The sequence below is a fragment of the Arenibacter sp. S6351L genome (genome assembly GCF_023016025.1).
Classification (GTDB): Bacteria; Bacteroidota; Bacteroidia; order Flavobacteriales; family Flavobacteriaceae; genus Arenibacter; species Arenibacter algicola_B.
In genome coordinates this window covers 1-7,143 of the sequence record NZ_JALKBB010000059.1, presented here as the reverse complement: position 1 = coordinate 7,143, position 7,143 = coordinate 1, and the positions used below count along the sequence as shown (strand labels likewise).

At 40.4% G+C, this 7,143-nt stretch carries 6 protein-coding genes; 3 read left to right on the top strand and 3 right to left on the bottom strand.

Annotated features, from left to right (window positions below):
* Positions 1-749 precede the first annotated feature (749 nt).
* From MWU82_RS23695 to xerA, 3 genes are all read right to left on the bottom strand, one after another.
* Positions 750-1,166, bottom strand: coding sequence for a hypothetical protein (locus MWU82_RS23695; protein WP_247098196.1), 417 nt, complete (start codon positions 1,164-1,166; stop codon positions 750-752).
* A 785-nt stretch (positions 1,167-1,951) separates the two neighbouring features.
* Positions 1,952-2,536, bottom strand: a complete 585-nt coding sequence (locus tag MWU82_RS23690; RefSeq protein ID WP_247098194.1) for a hypothetical protein — start codon at positions 2,534-2,536, stop codon at positions 1,952-1,954.
* A gap of 54 nt (positions 2,537-2,590) precedes the next feature.
* Complete coding sequence (gene xerA / locus MWU82_RS23685) at positions 2,591-3,694, bottom strand: site-specific tyrosine recombinase/integron integrase (protein WP_247098192.1); 1,104 nt, start codon at positions 3,692-3,694, stop codon at positions 2,591-2,593.
* A 118-nt stretch (positions 3,695-3,812) separates the two neighbouring features.
* Here xerA and MWU82_RS23680 point away from each other — a divergent pair, with 118 nt between their 5' ends.
* The 3 genes from MWU82_RS23680 to MWU82_RS23670 form a co-directional block, all read left to right on the top strand.
* Entirely contained in the window at positions 3,813-4,193 is a 381-nt protein-coding gene (locus MWU82_RS23680; RefSeq protein ID WP_103443150.1) for a hypothetical protein, read from the top strand.
* A 583-nt stretch (positions 4,194-4,776) separates the two neighbouring features.
* Positions 4,777-5,163 carry a hypothetical protein gene (locus MWU82_RS23675; RefSeq protein ID WP_247098190.1) on the top strand — a complete coding sequence of 129 codons (387 nt, stop codon included), beginning with the start codon at positions 4,777-4,779 and terminating at the stop codon, positions 5,161-5,163.
* The coding region (locus MWU82_RS23670) for a relaxase/mobilization nuclease domain-containing protein (RefSeq protein ID WP_247098188.1) at positions 5,160-7,143 on the top strand (1,984 nt) is incomplete at its 3' end. The genes MWU82_RS23675 and MWU82_RS23670, both read left to right, overlap by 4 nt.

Genomic DNA, 7,143 nt, shown 5'->3' with positions numbered 1-7,143 from the left:
TTGGAAATTCCGATGGATCCGTAGAATAGTCTTTTTCTAATTGTTTTATTGACTTTTTATAGAATTTGGGTTCCATTATCAGCTTGTGTACAACGTTAAGGCTATGATTTCGGTCTGGGAAATCCGTTAGGATTTTTCAGGTTGGAATCGTGCCGGATTAAAAGTAATGAATTTTCTCTTTTGAAAAAGGCAAGACTGAATTATAGGCCATGTTAGCGGTTGCTTGCAGCGCGGACCATACTCTAACGTACAAACCAATAGAACAATCCGCGTTGATTTTGCCGCATTTAAAATCAAGCCGAGACCATTGTAACACAAATAAAATTTGGCGTTCTGTAAAGCCTGGAAAGGGATGGCCGAGCCTAAAGTCAAACTGCGAATTGCTTGCGTACCCCTTGCGTACTGGCGGCAAAAGGAACTTACCCTTAACTTGCTCTATTATAAATCCCAAAACCCCATGAAAGCTTGATCCAGAGAATTGCAAACCGTAGTTTTTTTGCTGCCCTAATAAACGTTCTGCTTGCGCATTGCTTTGTCCAACTATAGAGTAGGCAGCAAAAAAGGAGTAGGAGAGGAGCCGCTTTATATTTTTTAGGGCAAGTTACCGCTAACGGTTAAGCTATGATTAGTTGCGGTGTGAAATCCGACAGGATTTCGGCCCGCACACTAAACATACTAAATATGCGTGGATTTTCCGAAGGGAAAATCCGCCCGCAATTAATTATAGGTGTTGTTGTATGCAGTGTTTTTTAAAAATTAAGATATTTCGATATAACAAGTCCAATTATTATAATTACAAACCAGAACAAAAATCCTAATATTTTCACTTCGGAAGCTTGTTTGGCTTTTTTGTCGAATCCATACTTTTCAAATCGCTGATATTCCGATTGAGAGAAGTGGTCATTTCTCCATTTAGGCCTTGGTGTGAAAAATGGCAGAAAGAAAAACGAAATCCATTCTTCTCGAGTTAATGGCTCGTCCTTTCGTTTTTCTTTAAATTCCTGATACTTTATATATTCAGACTCCGTATTTTTAAGTTGCTTTTTAGTTAAATTTCGTTTGTCCAATTCCGCATTGGCAATTTCCTTTAGCGATTCGCTTTGTCCATTTTTTATCACGTCCAGCAATTCGACATTAGTATATCGGTAGATTTTTTTATCGCTCATTAAGGATTTTGATTACATTGCATACAACGTTTGGGCTATGAGCAGTGCGGGCAAAAAATGCAATTATTTTCAAGACTCGCACTAAGCCAAAACTTTATTTTTTACTTATTTTTCTGTTCGCCAAAATGAAGTTTTGGCGACTTCGTAAATATACAACTGCTTTTGGATTTAACACAAAACCCAGCATTGCTTATAGCCCTTGTTGGGCAATGTTTACCCTACGTTCTGTTCCGCCCAGCTTGCGCTTCTTTTTTTTCTTTTTTTAATCTTTCAATAGCCATCGCAAAAGTGTAGTGGCCCCAGTCGGCTAATTTTTCCGATGGCTGATTTGCCTCCGACCAAATTCAGGATCCATTGCTAAAAGTCCGCTGGATTTTTTTCTTTCTTTCACGAACTTTCCTCAATCTGAAATTGCTTTTCTCGAAATCCTGTCCGATGCCAAAAGTGCCGGAATCCTTTTTTTTAGTTCCGTGTTTTTGTCCGCGCAACGTTTTTCTTCTTTCTTTTAAACACTATTTTCCAAAAAAAAATCGGAATCCTTTTCCGCTGATTTCCGATGCTATTTTTTCTTTCTCAATATTGCCCAACGGTTTAGCTAAGCGTAGTGCGGTGATAAGGAAACTTTTCGTTTCCGTCTTAGCACGAAGCTAAAGCTTATTGTTTAGTTTTATTTTTTCTTGTCCTAAGCTAAATCCATAAGATTTAGCGACTTTAAAAATATACACAGACCTTTAGAACTAGCCCTAAAGTCCGCATTGCGTTTAGGTTTTGTTAGCAAAAGTATTTTACTCTTCGGATACTATTCCCTCATTAAATTCTTTATAAGTAACTCCAAAAAACGCAACATAATAAGAGTCCATTTCTTTAGGGTATAGTTCAAGCATTAAGCTATGGTATTTTTGAATATTTCTACCTCGATTACCAAGTCCAGTTGTCCTTAGTAAGATGGTGTCTTTTTCTTTCGGGTTGCAAATTATAAAGAACGGGCTACTTATCTTTTCCGTATAATTTATGTCAAAGCCCTCCATCATTTTTTCAATACTCAACGTATCGTTTTTCAATTCGTAGGGTACTTTGGGAAAGTATATTGTCGTATCGTTGGCTATTCTTTTTTCCTTAATTTGTAGATAAACCCTATCCTCCTGTTTGGTAAATTCAACTTCATCATATTCTTCCCAACCACACATTGATAGATTAACTCCTAGACGTAGTGTGTCATTGTTCTCCATTTTTGAAGCAAAATCATTATAATCCTGAGCAATTTTGAAGTCCGATTGCGTAAGTTCAATATTTTTTGATTCCTTTTTCCGTCCACATGCAAAAACAAGAGCAAATCCTAAAAGCAGTATTCCGATTTTTTTGTCTTTCATATTTTTGCTAACGTAGGAATATGATCATTGATCATATATCTATTATATGTAAGGCTAAGTTAACAAATCTTTGATATTCATAAAGGATCTATTCGCTACATGTGTATAAATTTCCGTTGTCTTTGTAGAATTATGGCCCAATAATAGTTGGATATGCCTAATATCGGTGCCACTTTCCAGCAAATGTGTGGCAAAGCTGTGCCTTAGCATATGTGGGGAGACCTTCCTTTTGATTCCGGCCCTCTTTGCTGCCGAGCCAATAATGTTCAACACGCTGGTGGAACTGTACTTACCACCATTTGCGCCCTCGAAGAGAAATTCTTTTGGACGGTATTCCTGATAGTAGGTCTTTAGGTCCTTTAACAATCCGTTGCTCAGCACCGTAAACCGGTCCTTGTTTCCTTTGGCTTGTCTTACACTTACCATCATGCGCTTGCTGTCTATATCCGTAACCTTAAGGTTCAATAGTTCGTTTCGTCGAAGTCCCGAGGAATATAGAAGTGCTACGATGCACTTGTGTTTAATATTGTTGGTATTTTCGATAACTGCCATGACCTCTTGCTTGGACAGTACCTTGGGCAGTCTTGTTTCTTTTCTTGGGCGTTCAATGGTGTAGAAGCGGTTGGGCATTCCGTGGACCATTTCATAAAAGAATTTTATGCTGTTGATCGCTTGGTTTATGTAGGAGGACGATTTGCCTTCCTGTACCAATTTTTGAAGATACGACCGGATCTCATTTTCATTGATGTCCATTGGATTAAGTTGGCCATAATAATTAATGAACGCCTCGAAGCAGTTGACATAGGCCTTTACCGTGTTGTTGGAATATCGTTTCAGTTCCAATTTGAGGAGATATTCTTCAGGGCACGGCCTAAACCCGTCCTCCAGCTTTCTTTTCCGGAACCATTCAACATCGATATCGGCATTGTCGTTATTTAGAACGCGCCCCGCGAAGAAGAAATTGCCATTGATCCATGCTTCACCCCTGAACATCTTGAATATTAAGGATATGTTATTCTTGTTGTTGGGTATATAGTGCATACCGAACGTTTCGCTCCATCCCAAATTTGGAAGCTTTTCCACCAATGCCTGGATTACCCGATCCGTTGAGAATTGAAGGCCGATACATTTCTTGCCATCAATCAATAGGTGCTTCATTGTGATGCTCTTTCCCTTGTGCATGAAATTATTTTTAAGCTCAAGGTCATGAAACTAAACTATATAATCGTATCTTAATCGAATAGTATACGTATAACAATACTATTGATAGAAGCAAATGAGAATTCAAAAGAAATGTTCGCACTGTGGGAGGGAACTGACGGGAAGGACTGATAAGAAATTTTGTGATCAGTATTGCAAGAGTGCGCATCAATATGCTAGGTCAAAGGAAGGTCCCGTGCGGTTTTATGACAAGGTGGACAATCAGCTAAAGTTGAACAGGAAAATATTAAAAATATATAATAGGGCAGGAAAGGCAGTGGTAAGGAGCAAAATATTGCTGGACCTTGGTTTTGACCCTAAATTTTTCACCCATTATTGGAAAAACGGTAAGGGAGAGGTATATCTTTTTGTTTACGAGTACGGATTTTTGGGTAAAAGGGAGAACGGTAAGGAAAAATATATACTCGTAACCTGGCAGGATTACATGGAAAATTAAGAAATCAGTTCTGATATCGTCGGTATGAAACTATTCAAAATTATACCAGTTCCATTTGGTTTCAATACCTTAATGTCTTCCAATACATAGATTGATTGACCTTCAATTCTATAAGAAAAGATAAAGGACATTGTTTTTTCTGTCTAACAATGTCAATAACGTTATTTAACCCCAAGCCCCTGCGGAAGTTGAACCTTCCACCTCGATACCGCCTTAGTGGACAATTATCGTCCATTAGCTTTCGGTCATCTTTCCAAATATTGTTTTTCAACACCCTCGGAGCCGCGCAAAGAACAAGGGGAGAAAAACCCCTTGATCTTTCTTATCCCTACCCACATAAAAAATGATTTTCCATTATTCCTTAATTTTTTCAATACCATATTGGACCAGTTAAATCTTTAGTCTGTACCCATATAATCCTATTTGATTCCATATGATTTATTGGGTTAAATAATTGATTATTAGGTTGTTACATTTAAAATTGATTTACTATATTTATCCGTGAAACGGATAGCAAGTTGTATTCTAAGTAACTTAGAATTGTCTACTTCTTGCGAAGTGTTTGCCTAAAAGGACAAAAAAAATGGATCAACGGAAAAGAGGCCGAAAACGACTGGGAAACAAGAAACGGTACCATAATGTAATGCTCCGGTTCAACGATACCGAATATGAGAGACTGAAGATAATTGTTGGGTCCTACGACCTGGACATTTCACAGCGTGGTACAATTAGCCCCTTTTTAAGAAGATTGGTCCTGAACATAGGGTCTGAGGAAAAGGATATGCTCCCTGACACTTCAAATCTTGCCTACCATATCAACAGGATAGGCAGCAACATCAACCAATTGGTCAAACTGGCCCACTACAAGAACCTGAGAAGCCCGAACAGTAGTTTGGTAAGCGAGGTACAAAAGGCAAACGGACTACTGTACACACTTATCGAAATAACCATGGAAGGACAAACGGGATGATAGGAAGGATAGGATATGGTGAAAGCTGTCAGGGAATGCTGAACTATGTGTTCGGTAAAGAGGGTATGCGCATACTCGGGTACGGGAACATGTACTCACAGTACATATCACAAAAATTCTTCTGGAAGGTACTCCACTTTCAGGGACAGCGCAATGCCACCAAGAACCGTTATGCCCATATTACCCTAAACCTTCCCCTAGGGGAACACTTGGATGACAATACCTTCCAAGCAGTATCAAGGGAATACATGGAGCAAATGGGCTATGGTGGACAGCCCTTTGTAATGGTAAGGCACACTGATACCGGCCATGAGCATGTCCATATCATAACGACCAATGTGGACGATGATGGAAAGGTCCTCGGAATTTTCAACAGCTATAGAAGGAATGTGGCGACCCAACGATACCTTGAAAAAAAGTTTAGACTATCGCCCTCGCCACGTACCACACAGCAGAGGGAGCTCCCAATATACAGGTCGCCAGAACTCCAGTTCGGCATGGATCCTGCCCAGGGTACGAAGTTCTATTTGCAGGATGTGCTCAACGGCATCCTCCAAAAATACAAAGTGCGCAGTTTCGGGGAGCTGGCAAAACTTGTAAAGCCCTATCACATACAGGTAAGGCAAACAAAAAACATATCGGGAAGGATAGGTGTGGCCTATGGCCTGGACAATCAAAAAGGCTACAGGACCCGGTTCATCAACGGCTCCACCGTGCACCGAAGCTTGAGCGGCCCGAAACTGGAAAAAGTTTTCGAGGCCAATTCCAGATCGAAGCTACTTCCGATGCACCGCAAGCGTTTGCTAAAACAAATAGAAACTACCTATGGACTTTTCAAAACAATTCGGCCTAAGGAACTGACAGAAGTACTTAAGGAATATCAGGACATCGATATAAAACTGGACAGAAAAGGGGATATCATCAAGGGATATACCATCTATGACAGATCGGGCTATGTGTTCAATGATAGGGAGCTGGGCCAAAATATCCGAATGGTGAAACGATCGGAAATTTTCGTGAACGGTGACCGGCCCACAGAGATCGATACCGACAGCAAACAGTTTACATTGGAAATCCAAAAACTGATAAGGGAAGCATTTTATTCATCCTATCTCAAATCCCCGAAACGGAACGGACTGCTCTCGGAGAACATAACGGCCAAAAGCCTAATGGATATCCTTCCGTATGTAAAAACATCCAAAGATTACATTTATCTTGAACGCTATCTTCCAAGAAATCCAAAAAATTTGTTGATGGAAGCACTTAAAAGAGAGTTCCCGACGGTGAGGGACAGGCTATACCAATTGGAGGAAAAAAAGGAAAAAGAAACCTTGGAAAGCAAGTTCCGGCTTATCGGCAGGATATTGGAAAACGGCATTTTCGATGTCGGGACGGAAAAAGGGATTGTCCATCGTCTGTTCCGGTCCTTGGGAGTAAAGTACCAGGATAACCGATTATCCTTTTCCGGTTCCAACAAACATACGGTCCCCGTTCGTTTGGTCGAGCTTCCCTACCCCAAGGACATGGACACAAATGTATCCACTGGTTTCGTCCGTCAAAACCATTCGGTGCTGGAAATGATGACGGCACAGAATTCCGATACTGGCCCTAGGTTGACAGCAACGGCCATTTTTTTGCCAATGGTCTTTCCGAAACTGTACGAAGCTATGGCAATCGGTTATAGGCAACAATTCGAGAAGGCCGCATTGGGATCATATCTCAAACATGCCGAGCGGATGCACGCCCAATATGAAAAATCTCCGAAGGACTATATGGCCCTTTTCAACGCCAAGGGATTCTATTTTGTAAAAGGGAAGGACGGATTCGAGGTCCGATCGATTTATAATGACCATAGGACAAGTTGTACCTTGCCCAAAAGAACAGGCCTTTATTTGAATTCCATTCCCGATGTCACCGCAACATTATTGGAACAGCAGACCGTTATCAACGGCCTGATCAAAGATGGCAGGAACGATCTCA

Coding starts and splice junctions, on each gene's coding strand:
- MWU82_RS23695 (WP_247098196.1), bottom strand. CDS start 1,166: ATGAGCGATAAAAAAATCTACCGATATACTAATGTCGAATTGCTGGAC.
- MWU82_RS23690 (WP_247098194.1), bottom strand. CDS start 2,536: ATGAAAGACAAAAAAATCGGAATACTGCTTTTAGGATTTGCTCTTGTT.
- xerA (WP_247098192.1), bottom strand. CDS start 3,694: ATGAAGCACCTATTGATTGATGGCAAGAAATGTATCGGCCTTCAATTC.
- MWU82_RS23680 (WP_103443150.1), top strand. CDS start 3,813: ATGAGAATTCAAAAGAAATGTTCGCACTGTGGGAGGGAACTGACGGGA.
- MWU82_RS23675 (WP_247098190.1), top strand. CDS start 4,777: ATGGATCAACGGAAAAGAGGCCGAAAACGACTGGGAAACAAGAAACGG.